At 73.1% G+C, this 25,772-nt stretch carries 19 protein-coding genes and 1 riboswitch; of the genes, 14 read left to right on the top strand and 5 right to left on the bottom strand.

Annotated features, from left to right (window positions below; genetic code table 11):
- Positions 1-19: 19 nt before the first annotated feature.
- Positions 20-679 (bottom strand): histidine phosphatase family protein, encoded by a 660-nt coding sequence (locus ACIODU_RS22410; RefSeq protein ID WP_401769621.1) that lies wholly within the window; start codon positions 677-679, stop codon positions 20-22.
- Positions 680-989: 310 nt separating this feature from the next.
- On the opposite strand from ACIODU_RS22410, the gene cbiE reads away from it, so the two are divergent.
- The 4 genes from cbiE (at position 990) to ACIODU_RS22390 (ending at position 5,159) form a co-directional block, all read left to right on the top strand.
- The gene (gene cbiE / locus ACIODU_RS22405) at positions 990-2,384 is read left to right on the top strand and encodes a precorrin-6y C5,15-methyltransferase (decarboxylating) subunit CbiE (RefSeq protein WP_401769620.1); all 1,395 of its coding nucleotides are present in this window, start codon (positions 990-992) and stop codon (positions 2,382-2,384) included.
- Positions 2,381-3,169, top strand: a complete 789-nt coding sequence (gene cobM / locus ACIODU_RS22400) for a precorrin-4 C(11)-methyltransferase (RefSeq protein ID WP_401769619.1) — start codon at positions 2,381-2,383, stop codon at positions 3,167-3,169. The genes cbiE and cobM overlap by 4 nt, the downstream gene beginning before the upstream one ends.
- Positions 3,170-3,231: 62 nt before the next feature.
- Entirely contained in the window at positions 3,232-4,383 is a 1,152-nt protein-coding gene (locus ACIODU_RS22395; protein WP_401769618.1) for an FAD-dependent monooxygenase, read from the top strand.
- Positions 4,380-5,159 carry a cobalt-precorrin-6A reductase gene (locus ACIODU_RS22390; RefSeq protein WP_401769617.1) on the top strand — a complete coding sequence of 260 codons (780 nt, stop codon included), beginning with the start codon at positions 4,380-4,382 and terminating at the stop codon, positions 5,157-5,159. Before ACIODU_RS22395 ends, ACIODU_RS22390 begins: the two co-directional genes overlap by 4 nt.
- 91 nt (positions 5,160-5,250) lie before the next feature.
- Here ACIODU_RS22390 and ACIODU_RS22385 read toward each other — a convergent pair whose 3' ends face one another.
- From ACIODU_RS22385 to ACIODU_RS22375, 3 genes are read right to left on the bottom strand one after another with little or no spacing between them, the layout of a single operon-like run.
- Positions 5,251-6,804: a precorrin-2 C(20)-methyltransferase gene (locus tag ACIODU_RS22385; RefSeq protein ID WP_401769616.1), complete on the bottom strand. Its 1,554-nt coding sequence runs from the start codon at positions 6,802-6,804 to the stop codon at positions 5,251-5,253.
- Positions 6,804-7,454 carry a precorrin-8X methylmutase gene (locus tag ACIODU_RS22380; protein ID WP_356425677.1) on the bottom strand — a complete coding sequence of 217 codons (651 nt, stop codon included), beginning with the start codon at positions 7,452-7,454 and terminating at the stop codon, positions 6,804-6,806. The genes ACIODU_RS22385 and ACIODU_RS22380 overlap by 1 nt, the downstream gene beginning before the upstream one ends.
- Complete coding sequence (locus tag ACIODU_RS22375) at positions 7,451-8,899, bottom strand: cobalamin biosynthesis protein CobG (protein WP_401769615.1); 1,449 nt, start codon at positions 8,897-8,899, stop codon at positions 7,451-7,453. Before ACIODU_RS22375 ends, ACIODU_RS22380 begins: the two co-directional genes overlap by 4 nt.
- Positions 8,900-9,075: 176 nt before the next feature.
- Positions 9,076-9,148: riboswitch (cobalamin riboswitch) on the top strand.
- A 53-nt stretch (positions 9,149-9,201) separates the two neighbouring features.
- Between ACIODU_RS22375 and cobN the strand changes: the two genes are divergently transcribed.
- The 7 genes from cobN (at position 9,202) to ACIODU_RS22340 (ending at position 20,146) form a co-directional block, all read left to right on the top strand.
- On the top strand, positions 9,202-12,843 hold the full coding sequence (gene cobN / locus ACIODU_RS22370; RefSeq protein WP_401769614.1) for a cobaltochelatase subunit CobN: 3,642 nt from the start codon (positions 9,202-9,204) through the stop codon (positions 12,841-12,843).
- Positions 12,844-13,019: 176 nt separating this feature from the next.
- Complete coding sequence (locus ACIODU_RS22365) at positions 13,020-14,312, top strand: alkaline phosphatase (RefSeq protein WP_356425682.1); 1,293 nt, start codon at positions 13,020-13,022, stop codon at positions 14,310-14,312.
- Positions 14,313-14,710: 398 nt separating this feature from the next.
- On the top strand, positions 14,711-16,267 hold the full coding sequence (locus ACIODU_RS22360; protein WP_401769613.1) for a phenylacetate--CoA ligase family protein: 1,557 nt from the start codon (positions 14,711-14,713) through the stop codon (positions 16,265-16,267).
- Positions 16,264-17,310 (top strand): hypothetical protein, encoded by a 1,047-nt coding sequence (locus ACIODU_RS22355; RefSeq protein WP_401769612.1) that lies wholly within the window; start codon positions 16,264-16,266, stop codon positions 17,308-17,310. The genes ACIODU_RS22360 and ACIODU_RS22355 overlap by 4 nt, the downstream gene beginning before the upstream one ends.
- Before the next feature lie 65 nt (positions 17,311-17,375).
- Complete coding sequence (locus ACIODU_RS22350) at positions 17,376-18,314, top strand: MOSC domain-containing protein (protein WP_401769611.1); 939 nt, start codon at positions 17,376-17,378, stop codon at positions 18,312-18,314.
- Between the two features lie 91 nt (positions 18,315-18,405).
- Entirely contained in the window at positions 18,406-19,572 is a 1,167-nt protein-coding gene (locus ACIODU_RS22345; RefSeq protein WP_401769610.1) for a hypothetical protein, read from the top strand.
- 19 nt (positions 19,573-19,591) lie between these two features.
- Positions 19,592-20,146, top strand: coding sequence for a flavoprotein (locus ACIODU_RS22340; RefSeq protein WP_401769609.1), 555 nt, complete (start codon positions 19,592-19,594; stop codon positions 20,144-20,146).
- 93 nt (positions 20,147-20,239) lie between these two features.
- Here ACIODU_RS22340 and ACIODU_RS22335 read toward each other — a convergent pair whose 3' ends face one another.
- Positions 20,240-20,941: a hypothetical protein gene (locus tag ACIODU_RS22335; protein WP_401769608.1), complete on the bottom strand. Its 702-nt coding sequence runs from the start codon at positions 20,939-20,941 to the stop codon at positions 20,240-20,242.
- A 172-nt stretch (positions 20,942-21,113) separates the two neighbouring features.
- On the opposite strand from ACIODU_RS22335, the gene ACIODU_RS22330 reads away from it, so the two are divergent.
- The 3 genes from ACIODU_RS22330 to ACIODU_RS22320 all read left to right on the top strand — a co-directional run bounded on the left by ACIODU_RS22330 (position 21,114) and on the right by ACIODU_RS22320 (position 25,656).
- Positions 21,114-22,322, top strand: coding sequence for a HupE/UreJ family protein (locus ACIODU_RS22330; RefSeq protein ID WP_401769607.1), 1,209 nt, complete (start codon positions 21,114-21,116; stop codon positions 22,320-22,322).
- A gap of 156 nt (positions 22,323-22,478) precedes the next feature.
- Positions 22,479-24,455, top strand: coding sequence for a fibronectin type III domain-containing protein (locus ACIODU_RS22325; protein ID WP_401769606.1), 1,977 nt, complete (start codon positions 22,479-22,481; stop codon positions 24,453-24,455).
- 115 nt (positions 24,456-24,570) lie between these two features.
- Positions 24,571-25,656 (top strand): WxL protein peptidoglycan domain-containing protein, encoded by a 1,086-nt coding sequence (locus ACIODU_RS22320; protein WP_401769605.1) that lies wholly within the window; start codon positions 24,571-24,573, stop codon positions 25,654-25,656.
- Positions 25,657-25,772: the final 116 nt, after the last annotated feature.

Below are 25,772 nucleotides of genomic sequence, written 5' to 3'. Positions count from 1 at the left end.
TTCTGTCGCGGTCCGGTCTTTACGAGCCGGTGTGCGGCGGGCGGCCCGCGAGCAGGTTCCAGCGTCCGCCGCGTCCGCTCAGCTCGACGGCGGACAGGGGGCGTACGTCGATCCGCCAGAACGCCTCCGGAGGTGCGCCGAGGGCGTGCGCGGTGGCGGCGCGGACGACGTCGGGCTCGGCCACGGCGAGGACGCGCCGGCGGGGGTCGTCCTGGCCGGCCCCGCCGCCCGCCGACGCGTCCGGCAGGGCGTCGAGCCATTCGCCCACGCGGGTCAGCAGGGCCAGCAGGGACTCGCCGCCGTGGGGGGCGGCGGCCGGATCCGCCAGCCAGGCGGCCACCGATTCCGGCTCCTCCGCGGCCACTTCGTCCAGCGTGCGGCCCTGCCAGCGGCCCATCGCCCAGGGGGCGGGGCCGGTCAGCGGCACGGCGGCGGCGTCCAGGCCGAGGGCGCGGGCGGTCGTGTGGCAGCGCCGGGTGGGGGTGACGTAGAGCCGGGACGTACGGGGGAAGCTCTCCCGTACGGCTTCGGCCTGCCGCAGCCCGACGGGATCGAGCCCGTCGTCCGCGCCCGGGCCGGCGTCACCCGCCGCCTGCGCCTCCGCCGCCTCCCCGAAGCGCGCCTCGCGCAGCGCCGTGCTCAGGGCCGGTGCGATCAGCAGCACCCGGGTGGTGGTCATACGGCTCCCCTCGTCCGCCCCGCGCGTACCGGTCGCCGGGACCGGCCACGGGTCCGACCGTCGTCGGACAGGCCCCAGTTCAGCACGGGCCGCGCGGTGCGGGCGCGGGCGCCTCGGGGTCGCCTGTGCCCTTGTCCTCAATCGCCGGACGGGCTTGATTTTCAAGCCCGTCCGGCGATTGAGGACAACGGGTGGCCGTTCACGTCAACGCCGTTCACGCCGTATCGCCCTCGCCCAGGGTGCCCGTGGCCCCCCAGGGCCACTTCGCTAGAGTGCGAGGTCGGTCTTCCCCCAGCTCAGAGGTGCCGTAGTGAGCCCCGCAGCCCCCGCGTCCCCGCCGCCGGCGCCCTCCGCGCCCCCCGTGTGCGTGGTCGGGATCGGCGCCGACGGGTGGCGCGGGCTGTCCGTCGCGTCCAAGGACGCGCTGCGCGACGCCGACGTACTCGTCGGCGGGCCGCGCCAGTTGGACCTCCTCCCCGACGAGTGCGGCGGCGAGCGGGTGGCCTGGCCCGCGCCCCTGCGGCCCGCCGTGCCCCGGCTGCTGGCCGCACACGCGGGGCGCAGGATCGCCGTGCTGGCCAGTGGCGACCCGATGTTCTACGGCATCGGCCGCGCCCTCTCCGAGGAGGTGGGCGCGGCGGCCCTGCGGATCCTGCCCCACCCCTCCTCGGTGTCGTACGCGTGCGCCCGGCTCGGCTGGCCGGTGGAGGACACCGAGGTCGTCACCCTCGTCGGCCGCCCCGCGGCGCGACTGGCCGCCGCGCTGTACGACGGCCGCCGTGTCCTGGTGCTCAGCGTCGGCGCCTCGACCCCCGCCGAGATCGCCGCGCTGCTCCGCGACCGGGGGTACGGGCCCAGCCGGCTGCACGTCCTGGAACAGCTCGGCGCCGAACGCGAACGCCACACCGTGGGCGCCGCGCACGACTGGGCGGAACCGGCGGGCGACCCGCTCAACGTCGTCGCGGTGGAGTGCCGGAGGGACGCGGACGCGCCGCGTATCGGAGCCGTACCAGGCCTTCCTGATCATCTGTACGAACACGACGGCCAGCTGACCAAACGGCATGTACGCGCGGCCACCCTCGGCGCGCTGGCACCCGCGCCCGGCGAGCTGCTGTGGGACATCGGCGGCGGGTCCGGGTCGATCGCCGTCGAGTGGATGCGGACGCACCGCTCCTGCCGCGCCGTGTCCGTGGAGCGCGACCCCGTACGGGCCGAGCGCATCGGCCGCAACGCGCACGCTCTCGGGGTGCCGGATCTGACCGTCGTGACCGGCGCCGCGCCCGCCGTGCTGGCGGGACTGCCGGTGCCCGACGCGGTGTTCGTGGGCGGCGGCCTGACCGCCCCGGGACTGCTCGACGCCTGCTGGGCCGCCCTGCCGGTCGGCGGGCGGCTGGTCGCGAACACCGTGACGCTGGAGTCCGAGGCGCTGCTGGCGCGGTGGTACGGGCGTTTCGGCGGCGAGCTGGTACGGCTCGCGGTGGCGCACGCCGTGCCGGTGGGCGGGTTCACGGGGTGGCGGCAGGCGATGCCGGTCACGCAGTGGGCCGTCACCAAGGGCGGGCGCGGGGAGTCCGTGGGGTCGGACGCTCCGGCCGCTTCTGTTGGGGCTGTTGGGCCCGCCGAGTCCGCCGAGTCCGCCGAGTCCGCCGAGCCCGTTGGGTCTGTTGCGTCCGCTGCGTCCGCTGAGTCTGGAGAAGAACGTTGACCGTGTACTTCATCGGCGCCGGGCCCGGCGCCGCCGACCTGATCACGGTGCGCGGCGCCCGCCGCCTCGCGGAGTGCCGCGTGTGCCTGTACGCGGGCAGCCTCGTCCCGCGCGAACTGCTCGACTCGTGCCCGCCGGACGCGCGTCTGGTCGACACGGCCCGCATGGACCTCGACGGCATCACGGACGAACTCGTGCGCGCCCACGCGGAGGGCCACGACGTCGCCCGGCTGCACTCCGGCGACCCGTCCGTCTTCAGCGCGGTCGCCGAACAGATGCGGCGCCTGGACGCGGCGGGGGTGCCGTACGACGTGGTCCCCGGCGTCCCGGCCTTCGCGGCGGCCGCCGCCGCGCTCAAGCGCGAGCTGACCGTGCCGACGGTCGGCCAGACGGTGATCCTCACGCGCGTCGCCCAGCGCGCCACCCCGATGCCGGAGGGCGAGGACCTGGCGACCCTGGGGCGCAGCGGGGCGCTCCTGGTGCTGCATCTGGCCGCCCGGTACGTCGACCGCGTCGTTGACGAACTGCTGCCGCACTACGGTCCCGACTGCCCGGCGGCCGTCGTGGCGATGGCCAGCCGGCCGGACGAACTGGTCCTGCGCGGCACGCTCGCCGACATCGCCGGCCAGGTGAAGGCGGCGGGCGTGGTCCGCACGGCCGTGATCCTGGTGGGCCGGACGCTGGCGGCGGAGACGTTCCGCGACAGCCACCTGTACTCGGCCGCGCGGGACCGGGACGACGACGGGCACGAGGATGTGCCGGTCGGGCGGAACAGCTCCTCCTGAGGAGCGAGCAGAACAGCTCCTCCTAAGGAGTGTGCGGAACAGCTCCTCCTAAGGATGTGGTCATGAAGCAGCCCCAGGACGTGGTCATGAAGCAGCCCCGCATACTCGTCGTCGGCGCCGGGATCGCCGGCCTGGCCCTCGTGCGCGCCCTGCGTGACCAGGGCCTCGGCGCCGAGGTGGTCGAACGCGATCCCGACTGGCGGACGACCGGCGCCGGCCTGTACCTCCCCGCCAACGCCGTACGGGCCCTGGAGCGCCTGGGCCTCGGTACGGAATTGGCCCGGCGCGCCCACCCGGTGACCCGCCAGCGGATGCTCGACCACCGGGGCCGCGTCCTGGCGGACTTTCCCGTCCGCGCGATCTGGGGCGGCGTCGGCGACTGCCTGGCGATCAGCCGCGCCGGCCTGCACGACCTGCTCCGCTCGGCGGTCGGCGACTCCGTGGTGCGGCTGGGCACCGGTGTCACGTCCGTGGACGACGCCGGTACGGTCACCTTCGCCGACGGTTCGTCGGAGACGTACGACGTGGTCGTGGGCGCCGACGGGGCCGGGTCGGCGGTGCGGCGCAGCGCGTTCGGGGGCGCGGAGCCGCGCTTCCTGGGGCAGATCTGCTGGCGGTTCCTCGCGCACGAGGATCCCGGCGCCCCGCCGGTCACCGACTGGACGGTGCGGCTGGGCAGCGGGGGCCGTACGTTCCTGACGGTCCCGCTGGGTGACGGGCACCTGTACTGCTACGCCGACGTCAACAGCGCGGAGCCGGTGGCCCCTGCGGGTGACTGGCGTGCGTTGTTCGCCGATTTCGCCGGGCCGGTGCCGTACCTGCTGGAGCAGGGGGTTGACGCGTACTTCGCGCCTCTGTCGGAGATCGACGACTCGGACTGGGCGCGGCCCCACGCGGTGCTGGTCGGCGACGCGGCACACGCGTGCTCGCCGAGCATGGCCCAGGGCGGCGCGATGGCGCTCGAAGACGTGCTCGTCCTGGCGGAGCTGCTGGGCGGGGCGGCGCGGGCGGGGGCGGCCGCCCGGACGGACATCGGGGGCGTACTGGCCGCCTATCAGGCCCGACGGGCGGACCGCGTGCGCTGGGTCCTCGGCCAGAACCAACGCCGCGACAAGGCCCGCAACCTGCCCACCCCGCTGCGGAACCTCACCCTCCGGATCGCGGGGGAGCGCCTCTTCAAGGCCAACCACGCCCCGCTGCACGCCGAAGCATGACGCCGTCCACGGAAGTGCCACGCTCGCCCCACCTGCTGATCCTCGGCGGGACCACCGAGGCGCGCCGTCTCGCCGAGGCGATCGCCGCCCGGCCCCACGGCGGCCCGCGTGTCACCACGTCCCTCGCGGGGCGGGTCGCGCGGCCGACGCTGCCGCCGGGCGAGGTGCGGATCGGGGGGTTCGGCGGCCCCGAGGGTCTGGCCGACTGGCTGCGCGCCCACCGGGTGACCGCGCTGATCGACGCGACCCACCCGTTCGCCGCCACGATCAGCTTCAACGCGGCCCGCGCCGCCGCCTCCGCGCACGTACCCCTGCTGGCCCTCCGCAGGCCCTCCTGGACCCCGGCGGACGGCGACAACTGGCACGGCGTCGGCTCGCTGGAGGAGGCGGCCGACGCGCTCACCACGCTGGGCGCGCGCCGGGTGTTCCTCACCACGGGACGGACGGGGCTGTCGGCGTTCGCGGGCGGGGACGGCGGGATGTGGTTCCTCGTCAGGTCGGTGGACGCGCCGGAGCCGCCGTACCCCGCACGCATGGAAACCCTGCTGGACCGCGGCCCGTTCACCCTCGCCGGCGAGCGCGAGGTGCTCCGGCGGTACGCGATCGACGTCGTCGTGACCAAGGACAGCGGCGGCGAGGCCACCGCGCCCAAGCTCACGGCCGCCCGGGAGGCCGGCCTCCTGGTGGTGGTCGTCCGGCGCCCGCCGGTCCCAAAGGGCGTGACCGAGGCGGCGACCCCGGCGGAGGCCCTGGCGTGGCTGGCCCGGCACATGTAGCGGTCCCACGGCGCGGCGGAGCCGGTGACCTGTCACCGTGCCCGGGGACCCGCCACCGCGACAGCGCCGACGGGGCCGTCCCGTCGCACCCTCAGCCCTCCGGGTACCGCCTCGGTGTCCACACGATCTGCTCGCCGTCGCCCTCGCCGCGCCGTACCGTCACCGTCTGGGTCGAGCCGATCAGCAGGATCGTGCGCATGTCGACCTCCGTCGGGTCGAGGTCGGCGAGGCGCACGATTCGGACGCTCTCCTCGGGGCCGCCGACATCGCGTCCTAGGACGACGGGTGTGTCCGGGGCGCGGTGCTCCAGGAGCAGTTCGCGTGCCTTGCCAACCTGCCAGGTGCGGCTGCGCGAACCGGGGTTGTAGAGCGCCAGCACCAGATCGGCCGCCGCCGCCGCGTGCAGGCGTTCGGCGATCACCTCCCACGGCTTGAGCCGGTCGGAGAGGGAGATCACGGCGTAGTCGTGGCCCAGCGGCGCCCCCGCGCGTGACGCGGCGGCGTTCGCGGCCGTCAGGCCCGGCAGCACCCGTACGGGCACCTCCCGGTACGGGTCCCTGGACGCCACTTCCAGTACGGCCGTGGCCATCGCGAAGACCCCGGGGTCGCCGGACGACACCACCGCCACCCGGCGTCCGCGCCGCGCCAGGTCGAGGGCGAACTCGGCCCGTTCGGACTCGACCTTGTTGTCGGAGGGGTGGCGGCGCTGCCCGGGCCGTACCGGAACCCGGTCCAGGTACGTGGTGTACCCCACGAGGTCCTGGGCGGCCGCCAGTTCGCCGCGCGCCTCCGGCGTCAGCCACAGCGGCCCCGCCGGGCCCGTCCCGACCACCACGACCTCACCGCGGGCTCCCGGTGCGGGAACCGCGTCGATACGGCTCGGGAGCACGGCCACCGAGAAGTACGGCACGGACTCCGGGTCGATGCCGGCGAGCGCGCCGGTGCGTTCGCCGGCCATCGTGGCGCGCTCCACGTACCGCGCGTCCGCCAGCCGGCCCGAGCGTTCGATCGCCCGCCGCACCGTGGGGAACGTACGGCCGAGCTTCATGACGACGGCGGAGTCGGCCGAGGCCAGCCGGGCGGTCAGTTCCTCCTCCGGGAGGGTGCCCGGCAGGATCGTCAGCACCTCCTCACCCTCGACCAGCGGAGTGCCGAGACGGGCCGCGGCGGCGCTGACCGAGGTGACGCCGGGGACGACCTCCGTGGGATAACGGTGGGCCAGCCGCTTGTGCATGTGCATGTACGAGCCGTAGAAGAGCGGGTCTCCCTCGGCGAGGACGGCGACCGTACGTCCCGCGTCCAGGTGGACGGCGAGGCGGGCGGCGGACTCGGCGTAGAAGTCCTCCATGGCGCCCTGGTAGCCGCCGGGATGGTCGGTGGTGCCGGTGGTGACCGGGTAGACCAGCGGCTCTTCGATGTGGTCGGGACGCAGGTGCTCGGCCGCTATGGACCGCGCGATGGACCGGCCGTGGCGGGCGCTGTGATAGGCGATCACGTCGGCCTCGGCGATGATCCGCACGGCTCGTACGGTCATGAGGGACGGGTCGCCGGGGCCCAGGCCGACTCCGTAGAGGCGGCCGGTGGCGGCCGTGGGGGCAGCGCTGTTGTCGGTGGGGGGCGTGCCGGGGACGCTGTTCTCGCTCACTACTCTTCCTCGCTCGCGATCGCGTTGACGGCCGCCGCCGCTATCGCGCTGCCGCCGCGCCGGCCCCGTACGACCAGGTGCTCCAGCCCGGAGGGATGGGCGGCGAGCGCGTCCTTGGACTCGGCCGCGCCGACAAAACCGACCGGCACGCCGATGACGGCCGCCGGGCGCGGCGCGCCCTCCTCGATCATCTCCAGCAGCCGGAACAGCGCGGTCGGGGCGTTGCCGACGGCCACCACCGCGCCCTCCATGCGGTCCCGCCACAGCTCCAGCGCCGCCGCGCTGCGGGTGGTGCCCAACGCGGTGGCCAGGCCGGGCACGGACGGGTCGGACAGGGTGCAGACGACCTCGTTGTCCGCGGGCAGCCGCTTCCTGGTGACGCCGCTGGCGACCATGGCGACGTCGCACAGGATCGGCGCGCCCGCGCGCAGCGCCTCGCGGGCACGGGCCACCACGCCGGGGGTGAAGGCGAGGTCGCGCACGAGGTCGACCATCCCGCAGGCGTGGATCATCCGGACCGCGACCTGGGAGACGTCGGCGGGCAGCCCGGTGAGGTCCGCCTCGGCGCGGATCATGGCGAAGGACTGGCGGTATATCGCCGGGCCGTCCTTCTCGTAGTCGAACGCTGTGGACACTGGGGTCTCGCTCATCTCGTCTGGGTGGGGGTCGTCGTCCGTGCCGCCGCGACCGCGTCGGCGAGTTCCTGTCCCGCCGCGGTCGTACGGGCGTCTCCGTCGACGGAGACGTCGTAGGTGCCCTCGCCCGTCGCGACGACGTCCACCCAGGAGGTGCCCTGGGGGTGGCCGCAGCGGCGGGCGCAGCCGGACCAGTGGACGGGCAGGTCGGGGGGCGGCAGGTGTCCTCCGGGCGGGCGCAGGGCGCGGGCCGCGTCCGTCCGTACGTCGGAGAGCGCCTTGGCGCATCCGGGGCGGCCGGTGCAGGCGCCGACGCCGTGCCAGGGGGAGGCGGGGTCGGTGACCAGTCCGGCGGTACGGAGGCGGTGGAGCAGGTCGTCGGCGGTGTCGGGGGCGAGGCCGGGGACGATCACGCCGCGCCAGGGGGTGACGCGGAGGGTTCCGCGTGCCGTGGTTCCAGCGGCGCCCATGTCCGTGTCCGTATTCGCATCCGCCGTCGTTGCAGCCGCCTTTGCCGCAGCCGCCGTCCCCGCAGCCCCTGCCGCCGTCCGGAGCATCCGCCACTGGGCCGCGCTCAGCCGGCCGAGCGGGGCGTGGACGGACAGCGCCACCGTCCCGTCGGGGGAGCGGACCGCCCCCGGGGCCGGGGGGCCGGCCGCCGGTCCGGGCTGCCGGGCCGCCGCCGGTTCGCGCTCCGCCGGGATCCCCGCCTCCGCCAGCCGCGCGGTCACCGCCGCCTCCAGGCCGTGGCCGGCGGGCAGTTCCCGTACGCGCCAGGCGCCCGAGCCGCCCGCCGCCGCGACGGTGAGGAAGGTCTCCGCCGTCACGAGCGCCGCCCGGGCCGCGTCGGTGGCGGACACTCGCCAGCCTGACGGATTTGTCTGGATGTGCAGGGCGGTGGTGCCGTAGCGTTGTGCGAGCAAGGTCACATCAGCGCCCAACGCGGCCACATCGCCCCGGCCGTCGTCCAGCGCGAAGAGAAAACGTCCGGAGAGGGCTGTCGCGGTCGCGCTCGCGCACAGCAACTCGTCCAGTTCCTTCGACCACAACTGCACAGAGTGCGAAGAGGATCGGCCCCGGTCCTGGCCCCCCGCAGACCCCCGGCCGTCCAGCCCGGCCAGGGGCGAGGCGACGATGTTCCGTATGCGTTCGTGCGCCTCGGACGGCAGCAGTCCGGCGTCGTACAGCACCCGCGCGAGCTGCCCGCCACAGCTCTCGCCCAGCCCCCGCAGCTGGATGTTGCCCCGCGAGGTGATGTCCAGGTGTCCGTCGCCCAGGCGCTCCGCCGCGGACTCCAGCACCTCCGCCTGGTGGTGCGTCAACACCCCTGCGGGCAGGCGCAGTCGCGCCAGCCGACCGTCGTCGGCGGCGTGCAGCCGGAGCGCGCCGGGGCAGGCGTCACCGCGCTCCCGCACGGGAGCTTCGTCCCGGTTCACGGGTGTTGGCGAGGTGGGCGGCATGGCGGCGAGCATACCCACGTGTCCGCCGTCCGGCCCCGCCCGCGGGGGCCGCCGCCCTCCGGCCGCCGGTGTGCTCGTTCAGGCGCCCTCCCGGCCCGTGACCTGCACCACCTACTATGCAGACGTATGCAGACGGCGGGCCGCCAGGTCCGCCACCGCCAGCGACGGCGTCAGGGGAGGAAGCCCGGTGCGAATCCGGCGCGGTCCCGCCACTGTGAGCCCGGCAGCAGCCGGGTGAGTCAGGAACTCCCGCCGTCCTCCCACCGCCCGGGGCGCGGACCCCGAGGAAGGCCAGACGCCGCATGATCCTGCTCCTGTCGACCTCCGACACCGACCTGCTCAGCGCCCGCGCAGCCAACGGGGCGGGTGGCCCGGTCGAGTTCCGGTACGCGAACCCGGCCCGGCTCGCGCTGGACGACCTCCCCGCGCTGCTGGACGGCGCCGACCTCGTCGTCGTACGGCTCCTCGGCGGGCTGCGCGCCTGGCAGGAGGGGATCGACCTCCTCCTCGCCCACGACCGGCCCCTCGTCGTCCTCACCGGCGAACAGGCCCCCGACGCGCAGCTGATGGAAGCCTCCACCGTCCCCATCGGCATCGCCGCCGAGGCGCACGCCTACCTGGCGCACGGCGGGCCCGCCAACCTCGGCCAGCTGGCGCGGTTCCTCTCCGACACGGTCCTGCTGACCGGGCACGGCTTCGAGCCGCCCGAGCCCGCGCCGGCCTGGGGCCGGGTCCACCGCCGGGTGGAGACGCTGGACGCCCTCGGCCGCCGGCCGGTCGTCGCCGTGCTCTACTACCGCGCCCACCACCTGAGCGGCAACACCGCGTTCATCGACACGCTGTGCGAGGCCGTCGAAGAGGCGGGCGGGCGGGCCGTGCCGATCTTCGTCGCCTCCCTGCGCGCCCCCGAGCCCGAACTGCTCGAAGCGCTGGGCGGGGTAGACGTGATCGTCACCACCGTGCTGGCCGCCGGCGGCACCCGGCCCGCCGAGGCGTCGGCCGGCGGGGACGACGAGTCGTGGGACGCGGGCGCGCTCGCCGCGCTGGACGTGCCGATCCTCCAGGCCCTCTGCCTCACCAGCAGCCGCGCCGCCTGGGAGGAGAGCGACGAGGGGCTGTCGCCGCTGGACGCCGCGTCGCAGGTCGCGGTGCCGGAGTTCGACGGGCGGCTCATCACCGTCCCGTTCTCCTTCAAGGAGATCGACGAGGACGGTCTCCCGTCGTACGTCGCGGACCCCGAGCGGTCGGCGCGCGTCGCCGGGATCGCCGTACGGCACGGGCGTCTGCGCCACATCATGAGCCAGGACAAGCGCCTCGCCCTGGTGCTCTCCGCCTACCCGACGAAGCACTCCAGGATCGGGAACGCGGTGGGGCTCGACACCCCCGCGAGCGCCGTCGCCCTGCTGCGCCGCCTGCGGGAGGAGGGGTACGACTTCGGCGACGAAGAGGTCCCCGGCCTGGAGTCCGGTGACGGCGACGAGTTGATCTACGCCCTGATCGAGGCCGGCGGCCACGACCAGGAGTGGCTCACCGACGAGCAGTTGGCCCGCAACCCGGTCCGGATACCCGCCGCCGACTACCGGCGCTGGTTCGCACAGCTCCCCGCCGACCTGCGGGAAGCGGTCGAGCGGCACTGGGGCCCGGCGCCCGGCGAGATGTTCCTCGACAAGAGCCGGGTGGGCAACGGCGGCGACCCGGACGGCGACATCGTCCTCGCCGCCCTGCGGCGCGGGAACCTGCTCATCCTCATCCAGCCGCCGCGCGGCTTCGGCGAGAACCCCATCGCGATCTACCACGACCCCGACCTGCCGCCCTCGCACCACTACCTGGCCGCCTACCGCTGGATCCAGGCGTCCCAGGAGGACGGCGGGTTCGGCGCCGACGCCATGATCCACCTCGGCAAGCACGGCAACCTGGAGTGGCTGCCGGGCAAGAACGCGGGCCTGTCCGCCTCCTGCGCACCCGACGCGGCCCTCGGCGACCTGCCGTTGATCTACCCCTTCCTGGTCAACGACCCGGGCGAGGGCACGCAGGCCAAGCGGCGCGTCCACGCCACGCTCGTGGACCACCTCGTCCCGCCGATGGCGCGTGCCGAGTCGTACGGCGACATCGCCCGGCTGGAACAACTCCTGGACGAGCACGCCGCGATCGCCTCCATGGACCCGGCCAAGCTGCCCGCGATCCGCGCCCAGATCTGGACGCTGATCCAGGCGGCCAAGCTCGACCACGACCTCGGGGTGGCGGACCGCCCGGAGGACGAGGGCTTTGACGAGTTCATCCTCCATCTCGACGGCTGGCTCTGCGAGATCAAGGACGCGCAGATCCGCGACGGCCTGCACGTCCTCGGCGGCGCGCCCGCCGGGGACGCCCGGGTCAACCTGGTCCTGGCCATCCTGCGCGCCCGCCAGATCTGGGGCGGTACGTCGTCCCTGCCCGGCCTGCGCGAGGCCCTCGGCCTGGACGAGTCCGCCGCCACCCGCACCACCGCCGACGAGGCCGAGGAACAGGCCCGCGCGCTCGTGCGGGCGATGGAGGACGCCGGCTGGGACCCGGCCGCCGCGCCCCGTATCGCCGCGGGACACGGCCAGGCGGTCGCGGACATCCTCGACTTCGCCGCCCGCGAGGTCGTCCCGCGCCTGGCCGGCACCACCGACGAGATCGACCACGTGCTGCACGCGCTGGACGGCGGGTTCGTCCCGGCGGGCCCGTCCGGGTCCCCGCTGCGCGGCCTGGTCAACGTCCTGCCGACCGGCCGCAACTTCTACTCCGTCGACCCAAAGGCCGTCCCGTCCCGCCTCGCCTGGGAGACCGGCCAGGCGCTCGCCGACTCCCTCCTGGAGCGGTACCGCACCGACAACGGCGAGTGGCCCACCTCCGTCGGGCTGTCGCTGTGGGGTACGAGCGCGATGCGCACCTCGGGCGACGACATCGCCGAGGCCCTCGCGCTGCTCGGCATCCGGCCCGTCTGGGACGACGCGTCCCGCCGCGTGACGGGCATCGAGCCGATACCCACCGCCGAGCTGGGCCGCCCCCGCGTCGACGTCACCCTCCGTATCAGCGGCTTCTTCCGCGACGCCTTCCCGCACGCGATCGGGCTGCTGGACGACGCGGTCCGCCTCGCCGCCTCGCTGGACGAGCCGGACGACACCAACTTCATCCGCGCCCACGCCCGGGCCGACCTGGCCGAACACGGCGACGAACGGCGCGCCACCACCCGTATCTTCGGTTCCCGGCCCGGTACGTACGGGGCGGGCATCCTCCAGCTCATCGACAGCCGCGACTGGCGCACGGACGCGGATCTCGCCGAGGTCTACACGGTCTGGGGCGGGTACGCGTACGGCCGCGAGCTGGACGGCCGCCCGGCGCGCGGCGAGATGGAGACCGCGTACAAGCGCATCGCGGTGGCCGCCAAGAACACCGACACCCGCGAGCACGACATCGCGGACTCGGACGACTACTTCCAGTACCACGGCGGGATGGTGGCCACGGTGCGCGCGCTCAGGGGCACCGCCCCGGAGGCGTACATCGGCGACTCGACCCGCCCCGAGACGGTCCGTACGCGCACGCTGGTGGAGGAGACCTCGCGGGTCTTCCGCGCCCGGGTGGTCAACCCGCGCTGGATCGAGGCGATGCGCCGCCACGGCTACAAGGGCGCGTTCGAGCTGGCCGCGACCGTCGACTACCTCTTCGGGTACGACGCGACGACCGGCGTCGTGGCCGACTGGATGTACGACAAGCTGACGGAGACGTACGTACTGGATCCGGAGAACCGGCAGTTCCTCCAGGAGGCCAACCCCTGGGCGCTGCACGGGATCGCCGAGCGGCTGCTGGAGGCCGAGTCGCGCGGGATGTGGGAGAAGCCGGACCCGGCGGTCCTGGACGCGCTGCGGCAGGTGTTCCTGGAGACCGAGGGCGACCTGGAGGACAACGGCGCCGAGGACTGAGCGCGGGCGCCGACCAGAAGCGGCGGCCGGAAACGCGGGGCGGACGGGCCAGGTAGGTGTACGGACCAGGTGGTGTCCGCCCCGTGTTTCCCCCGCCGTCACTTTTCCTTCACTGCGGAGACTGTCCCTCCGCTTAGCTTCCTCGGTGAAAGCTGTGCCATTCATGAGGAGCTGCTGTGAACACACGCGTGCTTGGTACGCGATGGGGCGCACCCGTCGCCGCGGCCGTGACCGCCGCTGTCGCGACGATGGTGCTCAACCCGACGCTCGGTGCGTCGGCCGCTGCTCCGCACTCCGCGGCGAAGGCCAAGGCGCCCGCCGCGAAGAACGTCATCTTCATCAACGGTGACGGCATGGGAGCCGCCATGCGCGAGGCGGGGCGCCTGCACCTCGCCGGCCTGGAAGGCCAGTTGGCCATGGACCGCCTCACCGCGTCCGGCCAGCTCACCACCACCCCGCACGACCCGAAGGCCGTCGTGACGGACTCCGCCGCCGCGGCGACCGCGTGGGCCACGGGCGAGAAGACGTACAACGGCGCGATCAGCGTCGACGTGGACGGCAACCCGCTGGCGACCCTGGGCCAGCAGGCCAAGGCGGCCGGCAAGGCCACCGGCCTGGTCACCACCGCCCAGGTCACCGACGCGTCCCCGGCGGCGTTCTTCTCGAACACCGCCGACCGCGGCAAGCAGGACGAGATAGCCCGCCAGTACCTCGACGTCAGCAAGCCCGACGTCATCCTCGGTGGCGGCGAGGACTGGTGGCTGCCCGCCGGTACGCCGGGCGCCTTCAAGGACAAGCCCGCCGAGGACACGTCCGAGGCGAGCAAGGGCACCAAGGGCAACCTGATCCAGAAGGCCAAGAAGGCCGGCTACTCGTACGTCACGAGTGCGAAGGAACTGGACAAGGCGAAGAACGGCAAGATCCTCGGCCTGTTCGCCAACGAGGAGATGTTCCAGCAGCACCCCGAGGGCCAGGGCGACGTCTACAGCCCGGTCGTGGACCTCGGGACCATGACCAGCAAGGCGCTGGGCAGCCTGGACAAGAGCAAGAAGGGCTTCTTCCTCGTGGTCGAGGAAGAGGGCACCGACGAGTTCGCGCACTCCAACAACGGCACGCGCGTCCTCCAGTCGATGCAGCAGCTGGAGAAGGCCGTCGCGGTCGCCCGCGCCTACGTGGCGACGCACCCCGACACCCTGCTCGTCGTGACGGGCGACCACGAGACCGGCGGTCTCGCGGTCGAGGAGAACGACGCCGCCGACGAGTCCGGGGACGCGATCTCGGCCGAGGACGGGCCGTTCACCATTCGCGGCAGCGACCGTACGTTCACCATCGACTGGACCACGTCGGGCCACACCAGCGTGGACGTTCCGGTGACGGCGAGCGGGCCCCTCTCGGACCGCTTCTCGGGCAAGCACCCGAACACGTACGTGCACGACGTGCTGCGTCAGGTGCTGGCGCCGCGCCGCTAGCAGGCAGCAGACAGTAGGCAGCAGTCAGCAGTCAGCAGGGCGAAGCGAAGCACGACCGACCGCGGGCCCCGGGGAGTGATCCCCGGGGCCCGCGGCCGTGTACGACACGTGTCACCCGCCGCCCGACCGCGAATCCAGTTCGTCGGAAGAAACCGTTGATCAGTCAACTGACGTCCCCTAAGGTCGCGTTCATCGAACGACCGCCCCCGGTCGGGAGTGCACCACCAGGAGCCCAGCCGTCCCCGGACGGCGCCGAACAAGGGAGATCCATCATGGTCAAGCACTACGTCAAGTACGCGTTCAGCACACTCACCGCGGCCATGTTCGCCAGCATGGTCTGACGTTCGGCCCCGGCCTGGACCGGGAGGAAAGACCCGGTCCAGGCAACAGGAGGCCCCGTGTTCGGCACCGCCCTCAGTCAGCTCCGGTACGGCATGGCGGTCCTCACCAACCGCCGCATCCGCCCGCAGGACATAGAACGCATCGCCCACGACCTGATCGCGACCCTCGCCGAGTTCGGCGAACCGGGCGCGGACTCGGCCCTGCTGCCCGGCCAGGCGGGCTCGGTCGACCCCGCCGTACGACGGACCGTCACGGAACGCAGCCTGCGGGCCACCGCCGTGACCGCCGCCCGGCACACCGCCCACTACCGGCGGACGTTCGACGTCCTGGGACTTGACCCGGCCACCCTCACTCCGGAGACCTGGGACCGCGTCCCGGTCACCCCCAAAGAGGCCCTGCGCGCGCTGCCCGCCGCCTTCGTGTCCGCCGCCTCCACCCCCGCCCTGATGGCGCTCACCACCGGGACCAGCGGCACGCCCACCGCCGTCTGGTTCTCCCGGGACGAGGTGGAGATCTCGGTCGCCATGAGTACCGTCTCCGCCGTGCTCGGCATGGGCCTGCGGCCCCGCCACACCCTGGCGTACGCGGGCTGCTCCCGGGCGACCCTGCCGCTGCTCAACGTGGAGGAGTCGGTGACCCGTATCGGCGCCTCCTTCGTCCAGATCGGCACCGTGGACCCGGCCGTGGCGCTCGACCGGCTGGCCGCCCCGCTCGGCCTGCCGGGCAAGGCCCCGCAGATCACGCACCTCACGGTCTCCGCGTCCTACCTCGCCGCCCTCGTCGAGGAGGCGGAGCGGAACGGCTGGCACGCGTCGGACTTCGGCCTCGAATCCATCGGCGTCGGCGGTGAGGTGCTCTCCGACCCGCTGCGGGAGCGGGCCGCCGCCGCGCTGGGGGCCAGGATCACCACGGCGTACATGATGACCGAGAGCATCCCGTCGGGCGGGACGCCGTGCACCGAGGGACATCTGCACCACACCACCGAGTTCGGGCACCTGGAGATCCTCGACCCCGTGACCCACGAGCCCACGCCGCCCGGGTCCGTCGGCGTCATCGTGCAGACGCCGTACGTCCCGTACCGGGACTGCACGCTGCTGCTGCGGTACGCGACCGGCGACCTGGTCGCGCGCCCTGACGCCGAACCCACCTGCGAGCTGGCCCACTTGCCCGCGACCTCGCCCGTACTCGGCCGCTGGTCGGGTCCGCGGAGCGTCGCCGTACCCACCCGGTCGGTGCTGAACCTGCTGGAGTCGGAACCGGACGTCCCGCTGCCGGCGCGCTATGCCCTGGCCGACGGCCCGGGAGCCGGCCGCGCGGGGGCAGACAGCGCGGGGGCAGACAGCATGGGGGCCAACCGCGCAGGGGCCGACGGCCCGCGGGCCGACCGCCCGGGCAGCACCGTCCTTCACGTCCTCGTCCGCCGGCTGCCCGCCGCCGCCCTCCTCGGCAGGCTGGAGGAGCGGGCCACGGCGGCCGGCCTCGCGCTGGACGCCATCGTGCTCCACGACGATCCGGCGACGCTGCCGCCGACCGGCCCGGTCCGCGCCGATCTGCGCGAGCACACCTTCGAGTCGGCCCGCCCCGCCGCCGCACGCGTCGCGAGCCCCGCGTGAGTACGGCCGCCGCCCTCGTGGGCCTCAACGGAGCGGTCGCCGCGATCACGGCGGCGGGTGCCGTCTACTTCACACGCGTACGGATGCCCCGCCCCCCGGTCGGCAAGTACGAACTACCCGACGTCGCCGTGATGACCGCCGTCGTGGTGGTGGCTCCGCTGGCGTATCTGTCCATGCCCCGCACCCTGGTGGCCGTCGTCTTCGGCCTGGTCCTGTGCGCGGCGCTCCAGTTCACCCTCGCGCCGCTCATCGGCGGCGGGCGGGCCTGGCTCGCCTCGGTGGTCCCCGTGGCCGCCACCGCCGTGTGCGCGTTCGCGGACCTGCCGGTCGCCGTGACGGTCCTGACCGACATCCTGCTCGCCGTCGCCGTGGTGGGCGTGGCCAACATGTGGGCGCAGAGCGGGATGCGCTCCCTCCACGCGGCGTGGTTCGCGGGCGTCCTCTGCTGTTACGACCTGGTGGCGACCGGACTCACCTCCCTCATGGACCGGTTCGCGGCCCAGGTCATGGGACTGCCGTTCGCCCCGCTGCTGGCGGTCACCCAGGGCAGGCCGCCGGTGGCCCTCGGCCTGGGCGACCTGCTGCTCCTGGTGCTCTTCCCGCTGGTGGCGCTCAAGGCGTTCGGCCGGGCCGCCGGCCTTCTCGCGGCCGGGGTCGGCGTGGCGGTGTCGGCGGGCGTCAGCCTGCTGTTCGGCCTGGGCGTGCTGACGGGGGCGTTCCCGCTCCTCACCGCGCTGGGACCGCTGATCGTGCTCCAGCACGTGTTCTGGTCACGCGCCAGGTCGGGCGAGCGGACCACCGCCGAGTGGCGCGCGGGAACTCCGCGTCCGGCGGCGGTCGACATCCCCCGGGACCCCGACCCGGCACTGCTCCAGGCCCTCGAACCGACCGGCACGGACGCGCTGCGGGCGGACCTGTCCCCGGGCGACTGGCTCGCGGTGGTCGACGGCCGGGTGGTGGGCAGCGGGCAGTCGGCAGGCCGGGCCCGCAGAGACGCGCGGCTGCGCGGCTGCGAGTCGGTGCCTCTGGTACGGCAGCGGTGAGCCGTGCGGCGGTGAAGTTCGGAACCGAGGGCGTCCGGACCCCGCACAGGCCCTAGCCTGGCCGGGTGGCCCGAGTCGTGGAGTTGACTACGTACCCCGTCAAGGGATGCGCCGGTGTGGAGCTGACCGAGGCGCTGATGACCGAGGCGGGGCTCGCCCACGACCGCTGTTTCATGGTGGTCGACGGGGACGGGGTGTTCCGCAGCCAGCGGCGCGATCCGCGACTGGCGGTGATACGGCCGGGGATCGGCGCGAGCGGTGACCAACTGACGCTGGGGGTACGGGGCGTCGGGGACCCGGGCGTCGCGGATCCGCACGTGGCGGACCTGCGCGTCGAGGACCTGCCCGTCGCGGACCTGGGCGTCGAGGACCTGTGCGTCGACGTCGACCGTACGTCCCCGCCCGTCGACGTCGAGATGTTCGGTACGCCCTACCGCGCCGTCGACCAGGGCGAGGCGGCCGCCCGCTGGCTCACCCGCGTCCTGGGCGCGCCCAGCCGGCTCGTGCGCGTACCGCCCGACCACACCAGGGCGACCGACGGGCTGACCCCCGGCACCTGTGGCTTCGCCGACAGCGGAGCCGTACACCTCATATCGCGCGCGTCGCTCACCGCGCTCAACGCGCGCATCACGGAGGGCGGTGGAACGCCGCTCCCCATGTCCCGCTTCCGCCCGAACATCGTCATCGACGACGACCGGGCGCCGGAGGCCGGGGCCGGGACGGGCGACGTCTCCGTACCGCACCACGAGGACGGTTTCCGCCGGCTGACCATAGGCGACACGGAACTGGGCTTCACCAAGCTCGCCATCCGGTGCGCGGTCACCCTGGTCGACCAGCCGACGGGCGTACGCGTCGGGCCCGAGCCGCTGCGGACGCTCGCGCTGTACCGCAGGGCGACGGTGGGCGGGGTCGCGTTCGGCACCAAGTACGCGGTGCTGCGGCCCGGCAAGCTCGCGCTGGGGGACCTGGTGGACGTCACGGAGTGGGACGAGCCGCGGCTCTGACGCGGGGGTACGGCCGGGGTACACCCCCTAGGCTGAGCCGGCCCGGGCCCCCGCCCGGCCACCCGCCCCCGCCCCCCCGGAGAATGGTGCCGTGCCGCTGATCTCCCTCCGCCCCCCGAGCGACCTCGGCGACCCACCCCTCCTCCCGCCCCGCCCCAGCCCCCGCCAGGCCGCCCCCGCCCTCGCGCTGTTCGTGACGATCCGCGTCCTCTGCTTCGCCACCCTGCTCGTCTGGTCGCAGCTCGCCGGCCGGAGCGCCCACGACCTGCTCGCGCGGCGCTGGGACTCCCTCTGGTACGTACGGGTCGCCGACCTCGGCTACGGCTACACCCTGCACGCGCCGGACGGCCGGAACCTGTCCAGCATGGCCTTCTTCCCCCTCTACCCGTGGCTGGAGAAGGCGCTCTCCACGGTCCTGCCCCTCGGCCCCGCCGACGCCGGCCTGCTGATCAGCGCCCTGGCCTCGGTGGCCGCCGCCTGGGGCGTCTTCGCGGTCGCCGCGCACTGTTACGGCCGCGGGGCGGGCATCGTCCTGGTCGGCCTGTGGGCGGCGCTGCCCGTCGGGATCGTCCAGTCGATGGCGTACAGCGAGTCCCTGTTCGTCGCGCTCGCCGCGTGGGCGCTGTACGCGGTGCTCACCGGGCGTTGGATCGTGGCGGGTTCCCTGGCGTGCCTCGCGGGGCTGACCCGGCCGGTGGGTCTCGCGGTGAGCGCGGCGCTGATCGTGACGGCGGCGCTCGGCGCGCGCACCGCGCGGCCGACGGTACGGATCCTCGCCGGTTGCGCCCTCGCGCCGCTGGGGGCGGTGGGGTTCATCCTCTGGGTGGGCGCCCGGCAGGGGAGTCTCTTCGGCTACCTGGACGTGCAGTCCGGGTGGGGGAACGGCTTCGACGGCGGCCTGGCGTTCGCCCGCTTCCTGGCGGACGGCATCACGGGCACCCCGTCCGCCGCGCTCGCCGCCGTACTCCTCGTCGCCCTTCTTCTCCTGGCGGCGTGGCCGCACTGGATCGGCCTGCGCCAGTTCCAGCCGCCCGCGCTCGTGGTCTACAGCGCGGTGGTCACGCTCCTGGCGGTGGGCGCGGCGGGCTACTTCGGTTCCAAACCCCGGCTCCTGCTCCCCGCGTTCCCCCTCCTCCTGCCCCTGGCGGTCGTGCTGGCCCGCTCCCGCCCGTGGGTCACGTACCTCACCCTGACCGTGATGACGACGGTCGCCGCGCTGTACGGCGCGTTCTGGCTGAACGGTTCGGGCCCGCCGTGATCCCCACTCTGGAGCATTGATGACAGTTCGGTCCGAGAAGCCGTTCCTGTACGTCGTCGTCTGCGCGGCGGGCGTCGCGGGCGGTGTGGGTACGCTGATCAGCGCCGCGCACGCGCGGGGTTGGGCGGTCGGGGTGATCGCCACGCCCCAGGGGCTCGGCTTCATCGACGCCGACGCGGTGGTGGAGCGGACCGGCTTTCCGGTGCGGTCGGCGTGGAGGCGTCCCGGGGAACCGCGCCCGCTGCCGCCGCCGGACGCGATCGCGGTGGCGCCGGCCACGTTCAACACGGTGAACAAGTGGGCGGCGGGCATCTCGGACACGCTGGCGCTGGGGACGCTGTGCGAGGCGTACGGAACGGGCGTGCCCACGGCCGTACTGCCGTACGTGAACGCGGATCTGGCCGCGCACCCCGCGTACCACCGGAGCCTCGGTCAACTCCGCGAGATGGGGGTGCTGATCAGCGCCCTCGCGCCCCACCCGTCCGGGGAGAGCGGCGCCGAGGACGCCTTCCGGTGGGAGGAGGCGCTGGACCTGCTGGAGCCTCGGGTGTTCGGGTCCCGTAATGTCCCGTGATCCCGCCGAGCGCTGACGGCCTTCGATCCGGCCGAACGCTGACGGTCTTTTCATCCCGCCGAACGCCGACGGTCCTTCGCCGGACCGCCGCCCTCAGTGCTGGTCCAGCCAGATCACGATCCCCGTCAGGTCGTTGAGCACCGCCGCGACCCCCGCCCTGATCGCCGCCGCGCACCGCGCCGCCGTGAACGACGCCGGGTCGTACGTCGAGGACGCGCCGAGCCCCTCCCCGCGGAAGGACGCGCCGGACCAGTCGACCGCCGTGACATTGCCCGTCGGTTCGGCCAACTCCGCGCCCACCACGAGGAACGGCTGGGACAGGTGGTTGGGGGTGACCATCGCGAGCGGGTCCACCAGGTCGTTGCCCGCGCTGACGATCAGGTCCGGGGCCATGTCCATGGCCTTGGTGATGCTGGGGATGTAGTCGGAGGGGCGGTCGGCGACCACGGTCCTGAGGTCGACGTCCTCGTCCCCGGCCCAGTCCTGGACCGCCTTCACCAGGGCCTTGGTCGGGCGGTCGTCCCCCGTGGTGAGCAGGACCACCCGGTAGTCCTCGGACGGGTGAACGTCGTTCCACGAGCCGGGCCGTGGCGTGACGGTCGCCTCCGGGGCGGGCGAGGCGGCCGCGAAGTCCCGGCCGAGAGCGCCGACCGCCGAGGGCGCGGGATGCGGCCGCGACCAGTCGTCGGAGCCGGAGCCCGATATGGAGCCGAGGCCGAAGCCGCATCCGGCGGCCAGGACGGCCGTGGCGGCGGTCGCGGCCGACGCGGCGAGGGCCCGAAGGTGGGGGCGCAAGGGGATCGTCCTCCGAGTGATGGCGGATGGTGCGCCTACATCCTCCTATCAGATTTCCCGTCCGCTTCCTCCGCAGGTGTCGTTCTCACGCATGTTTTTCCACGGTTCGCCGCCGGGCCGGTTCGTGTTCATCCCCGACATGCAGCGTGCACACGCAACCTGAAGGAGTCACATGTCACCACGGGTGCGCCGCGTCATCATCGGGATCACCGCGGCGCTGATCGTTTTCCTGGGCACCGCACCGCCGGCGTCCGCCCACGGCTTCTCGTCGACCGTGTACGTCGACGTCGCCGCGGGCGACGACGGTCATGTACGGACGAAGCTCAAGCTCGAATACGACCTCTTCGTCGTGTCCACCGCCGACTTCGAGGACGACGACGCCCTCTTCCGTACCGGAACAGCCGCGTTCGACGCCGGTGACACCGCCCGGCAGGGCGCGGCGCTCAACGCCCACGCGAAGGCGGCCGTCGCGTACGTCACCCGGCGCTTCTCGGTCGCCTCCGGCGGCCAGGCCTGTACGCCGGCCCGGGTCGGCCCCTTCACGATGAGCCGGCACGAGGGCGTTCCGTACACCGATCTGCTGCTCGACTGGACCTGCCCGGAGCGGAGCGACGCGCACGAGGTGCGGGGCGGGCTGTTCCCCGACTCCGAGAAGTACGTCACCGGTACGAAGACGATCGTCACGTACGACCTCGACGGCCGGTCGGGCAGCGCGGCGATCGACGCCGAGCACCCGTCCTTCTCGACCGGGCAGGCGTGGTACGAGCGGTTCTGGGAGTTCTTCCGCCTGGGCGCCGAGCACCTGCTGAGCGGCATCGACCACATCCTGTTCCTGCTGGCGCTGATCGCCGGGTCGCGGCGGCTGCGGGAGATCGTGCTCGCGGCGACCAGTTTCACCCTGGCCCACTCGGTGACGTTCCTGCTCGCCGCGCTCGGCCTGGTCGACGTGCCCGCGCGGGTCGTGGAGCCCGTCATCGCGCTGTCGATCGCGGTGGTCGCGGGGTGGTACCTGTGGCGGATCTGGCGGCAGGGCGGTCACGCGGCGGACCTGGAGACGGAGGGGCGCGGTCACTTCAGCCTGGACCGCGCGGGGTGGACCCGCCTGGGGGTGGTGTTCTGCTTCGGGCTGGTGCACGGGCTGGGGTTCGCGGGCGCGCTGGGGATCGACGAGGCGTGGTCGTGGACGCTGTTGTGGTCGCTGCTGGTGTTCAACGTCGGCATCGAGACCGTACAGCTGACGATCATCGCGCTCGTCTTCCCGCTGCTGACGCTGTTGCGGCACCGGGCGCCGAGGGCGGGGCTGTGGGTGACCGGGGCGATATCGGCGGGGGTGTCCGCGATGGGCCTGATCTGGTGCGTGGAGCGGTTGTTGGGGGTTTGAACCCGGGACGGAGTGGGCGTACGGGGCGGACTGCCCGTACGAGCGGCGAAGTTCAGCCAATCCCACCATCGCATTCTCGGCCGGTTCACTCTGTGGAGAGACCTTAACAACGTCATTACATGCACCCCCCCGTGCACATAAAGGAACGAAGAACCGATGAAATTGAGCACCTCGACACAGGCCTCCGGGCTTGTGCGGCGCCGCGTGGCCACCGGGGTCACCGCGGCAGTCCTGGGCTTGACCGTCGCTCTCGGCAGCGGGATGGCGTCCCCTGCCGCCGCCGCCGAACCGGCCACGCTCTCCGGCATCATCCTCGGTGTGGGCGCGAACGAGACCCAGCGCACCGTGACGTGGTACTCCTCCGCCGACACGGCGCAGAAGCTCCAGGTCGCCCCGACCGCGGAGCTCGTCAACGGCGAATTCCCCGCCGGCGCGGCCACCTTCGACGCCACCGGCGCGGCGAACATCGCCACGAGCGGTGGGTTCAACCGGCACGCGACGATCACGAGCCTGAAGGAGGACACGGCGTACACGTACCGTGTCGGCTCCGAGGGCAACTGGTCCCCGGCGTACTCCTTCAAGACGCAGGACTTCGAAGGCGACTACGACTTCCTGTTCTTCGGCGACCCGCAGATCGGTTCGTCCGGCGACCTGGCGCAGGACCAGGCCGGCTGGCAGGACACGGTGGACGTCGCGACGTCGGCCAACCCGAACGCCGAACTCCTGGTGTCGGGCGGTGACCAGGTCGAGACCGCGAACAACGAGTCCCAGTGGAACTCCTTCCTGGCACCCGACAAGCTGCGCTCTTACCCGTGGGCGGCCACCATCGGCAACCACGACGTCGGAGGCAAGGCGTACGAGCAGCACTTCTCGACGCCGAACACGGACCGCTCGGCCCCGCTGTACTCCAACGGGAACCCGGCGTCCAACACGTCCGGCGGTGACTACTGGTACATCTACAAGGATGTGCTGTTCATCGACCTCAACAGCAACAGCTACGCCACCTCGCAGGGCGGCGGCGGTGACGCGGCGCACCTCGCGTACGTCACCGACGTCATCAACAAGCACGGCTCCGAGGCGAAGTGGAAGGTGCTCACGTACCACCACTCCATCTACTCGCCGGCCGACCACGCCAAGGACAGCGACAACAAGGCGCGGCGTGTCGACTTCCCGACCACGTTCTCCAAGCTCGGCGTGGACCTGGTCCTCCAGGGCCACGACCACAGCTACTCCCGCAGCTACCTGATCAAGAACGGTGAGAAGGCGGACCCGGCCGAGAAGCCCGGTGCCGCCGACGTGTACCCGGGTCCCGGCGGTGTCCTGTACGTCACGGGCAACTCGTCCTCGGGCTCGAAGTACTACGACATCACGAAGCCGGACACCAGCGGGACGAGCGGGGCCGGCAACGGCGCCGACCCGCTGAACCCGGACAGCTACTGGTACAACTCGGTCCAGAACCAGGAGCACGTCCGCACCTACGTCAAGGTGCAGGTGCGCAACGACAAGCTCGTGGTCGAGAACGTCCGCAGCGGTACCTGCGCCGCTCCCAACTCGGCGGTCTCGCGCGGCTCGTGGTGCAACAACACCACGACCGACCAGCCCGTCGGTTCGCTGGTCGACAAGGTCAGCGTGCACCCGTACCACGGCGACAGCCAGTCGCTCGCGGTCAACGTGCCGAACGTCGCTCCGGGTGAGTTCGGCTGGACGATCGACGGTTACAACGGCCTGGTGGACCTCGGCACCGCGCAGGAGCGGAACGGCGACCACTTCGAGGCGGCCGGCAAGATCAACCCGCTGCTCGTCTCGGACAGCCGCCGCTCGCTCGCTCCCTGGTCGGTGTCGGCCAGCGTGAGCGACTTCAAGGACGCCGACAAGACGTTCTCGGGTGCCAACCTCGGTTGGTCGCCGATGGTCCTCGACGGCGGCGCCGGCGCCAAGGCCAGCGACCCGGTGGCTTCCGGGTACGACGACCACGGCAAGGGTCTGTCCATCGCGCGCGGCCTCGGTTCGGCCGAGCAGGGGCACCCGCGGGGTTCGGCGCGACTGGGCGCCGACCTCGACCTGAAGATCCCGGACAGCGTTCAGAAGGGTGGCTACCGCGCCACGCTGACGATCACCGCGCTGAGCAGCTGACGTCGCGCTGACGACCGGCTGACCTCGCGTTGACCAGCTGACCGGACCCGTTCGACCGGGCGGGGCAGGCGCCCTCCGGCGCCTGCCCCGCCTCCCGTTCCAGGAGAACCTCACGATGCACGCGCCCGTCCGTACCGCTCGTACCACCCCCCGTATCCGCACCGCGGCCACCACTCTGCTGACCGCGCTCGTCATCGCTCTCGGCCTGCCCACCGGGTCCACCGGGTCGGCGTCTGCGGCCGACGGCGACGTCACCTGGACGGTCAGGACGGCCGCGAACAGCTACGGCGACGACCGGTCCAGCTTCAGCTACGCCGTCAACCCGGGCGGGCAGCTCAAGGACGCCATGGTGGTGGCCAACCACGGCAGGACCCCGCTCGACCTCGCGGTCTACACGGCCGACGGCTTCACGACGGACACGGGTCAACTCGACCTGCTGACGCGGGACAAGAAGTCGGTGGGGGTGGGCGCCTGGATCCACGCGACCCGGGCCACCGTCACGATCAAGCCGGGCAAGTCGGCCCAACTCCCCTTCACGGCGAAGATCCCCGCCAACGCCCCGCCCGGCGACTACGTGGGCGGCATCCTCACGTCGCTCAAGCAGCCGGACGACGCGGAGGGCATCAACGTGGACAGACGCCTGGGAATTAAGGTCAAGCTCCGGGTGGGCGGCACACTCAAACCCCAACTCGCCGTCGAGGACGTCCACCTGGACCACTCGACCCCGGCGAACCCCTTCACCAAGGGCGACGCGACGGTCACGTACACGATCCACAACACGGGCAACGCGATCCTGTCGGCGCGTCAGTCGGTGGCGATAGCGGGCCCCTTCAACTGGCTGCGAACGGACGCGACCCGCATCCCCGCACCCCCGGAACTGCTCCCGGGGGAAACCTGGAAGGTGAAGGTCCCGGTCCACGGAGTGGCCTCGGCGATCCGCCTGAAGGCAACGGTGACGCTCACCCCGGTCCTGACGGACGCCTCAGGCTCCAAGACCTCCCTGAAACCAACGGAGGCCACGGCCCACGCCTGGTCCATCCCCTGGCCGCTCCTCCTCCTGGCCGCGGCCCTGATCGCCCTCCTCCTGACGACCCTCCACCTGACCCGCCGCCACCGAGCGAACAGAAAACTCCGCGAGGACGCCCGCGTCCAGGAAGCGGTGGAACAGGCCCTGCGCGACCAGCACACCCCGACACCCTGATCAGTCGATCCCGGCTTCCGAAGCCGGACGACGCATGGCCCGTCGTGGATTCTCCGATGCCGCGCAGGAGTTGGCTCGCCGGAGCGGTCGAGCGGATCCGTCACGGCCCCTGTTCC

Origin of the sequence: Streptomyces sp. NPDC088261 (assembly GCF_044740805.1) — a bacterium.
Classification (GTDB): domain Bacteria; phylum Actinomycetota; class Actinomycetes; order Streptomycetales; family Streptomycetaceae; genus Streptomyces.
This window is presented reverse-complemented; position numbering and strand designations above follow the sequence as displayed.